Annotated in this window: 1 protein-coding gene and 1 pseudogene; both read left to right on the plus strand. The window is 67.2% G+C overall.

Going from position 1 to position 1,327, the window contains the following annotated elements; translation table 11 throughout:
* Positions 1-27: 27 nt before the first annotated feature.
* Positions 28-777, plus strand: coding sequence for an alpha/beta fold hydrolase (locus tag I71_RS06090; protein ID WP_042692360.1), 750 nt, complete (start codon positions 28-30; stop codon positions 775-777).
* Between the two features lie 82 nt (positions 778-859).
* Positions 860-1,327: pseudogene (locus tag I71_RS06095) on the plus strand (hypothetical protein); the annotation flags it as partial.

Consider the following 1,327-nt stretch of genomic DNA (forward strand, 5'->3'; position numbering starts at 1 on the left):
CGCTATACCCCTGTTGGAGGACAAAACGTGATTGGATACCAATCCGTCGGGTGCGGCCCGTCCAAAATCGTCATGCTGCACGACTGGCTGGGCGACCGAACCACCTACGAACCGATCCTGCCCTATCTCGACGAGGCCCGCTTCACCTGGGTGTTCCCGGACCTGCGCGGCTACGGCCTGTCGCGTCACCTTGAGGGATTTTCCCTCGACCAAGCCGTGGCTGACCTGACCGAACTGGCGGATCATCTGGGCTTCGGCAGTTTTGCCGTCGCCGGCCATTCGATGAGCGGGATGATCGCCCTGAAGCTCGCGCTCGCCCTGCCGGAGCGCGTGACGGCGGTGGTGCTGGCCGCGCCGGTGACCGCCGGCGGCCTCGACCTCGATGATGGCACGCGCGCCTTCTTCGAGAGCGTCGCCGTCGATCAGTCGGCCTGCCGCAACATCGTCGCCGCCGTGACCGGCAACCGGTACGGGGACGTCTGGCTCGACCACAAGGCGCGCCGGTCGCGGGAGACCGCGACGGATGCGGCGCGCAGCGGCTATCTGAAAAACATGCTGCTCGGCGGCGGCTTCGCAGACGAGTTGGCGGGCTACACCACGCCTACGCTGGTGGTGACCGGCGCGCATGACGCCGACGGTTTCCGTGAGGCCGATGTGCGGGACAAGCTGGGGCCCGCCGCCGGAAGCCGCTTCGAGACGATCCACGAGGCCGGCCACTACCCCATGCAGGAGACGCCGGTGCGCTACGCCGCGCTGCTCCACGACTTCCTGTCCTGATCCGTTCGGACAAGGCCCTTCCGGCCGCTCCGGCGGCCCAGCAACACCAGGAGCATCTTCGCTGATGTCCACGAAGCTATCATTGCCGCCCGATGCCGGGACCACGGCGCCCGAGCCGTCGCCCGAACTGATCGAGATCGCCCGGTCGCCGGACTTTCTCTGGAACGGCGCCGTGGCGACCGGCGGCCGCCTCTTCGCCTCCATGCCGGGGTGGCTCGGGCCGACGCCGGGCGTCGTCGAGGTGTTCCCCGACGGCTCCTTCAAACCCTTTCCCGGTGACCATTGGAACGAATGGGCCGAGGGCAAGGATCCGACGCAGCATTTCGTCGACGTGAACAGCATCATCCCGGACGGCAAGGGAAATCTCTGGGTACTCGACGCGGCGGCCCCCCACTTCGCGACCGCGATCGAGGGCGCCGTCAAGGTCGTGCAGATCAGCATCGAAACCGGGGAGACGAAGCGGGTCATCATCTTCGACCCGAAGACCGCCCATTCCGGAACGCGCCTGGCGCACATGCGCTTCCACGGCGATCACGCCTTCATGGCGGAT

It is taken from the genome of Azospirillum sp. B506, assembly GCF_000333595.1.
Lineage (GTDB): Bacteria > Pseudomonadota > Alphaproteobacteria > Azospirillales > Azospirillaceae > Azospirillum.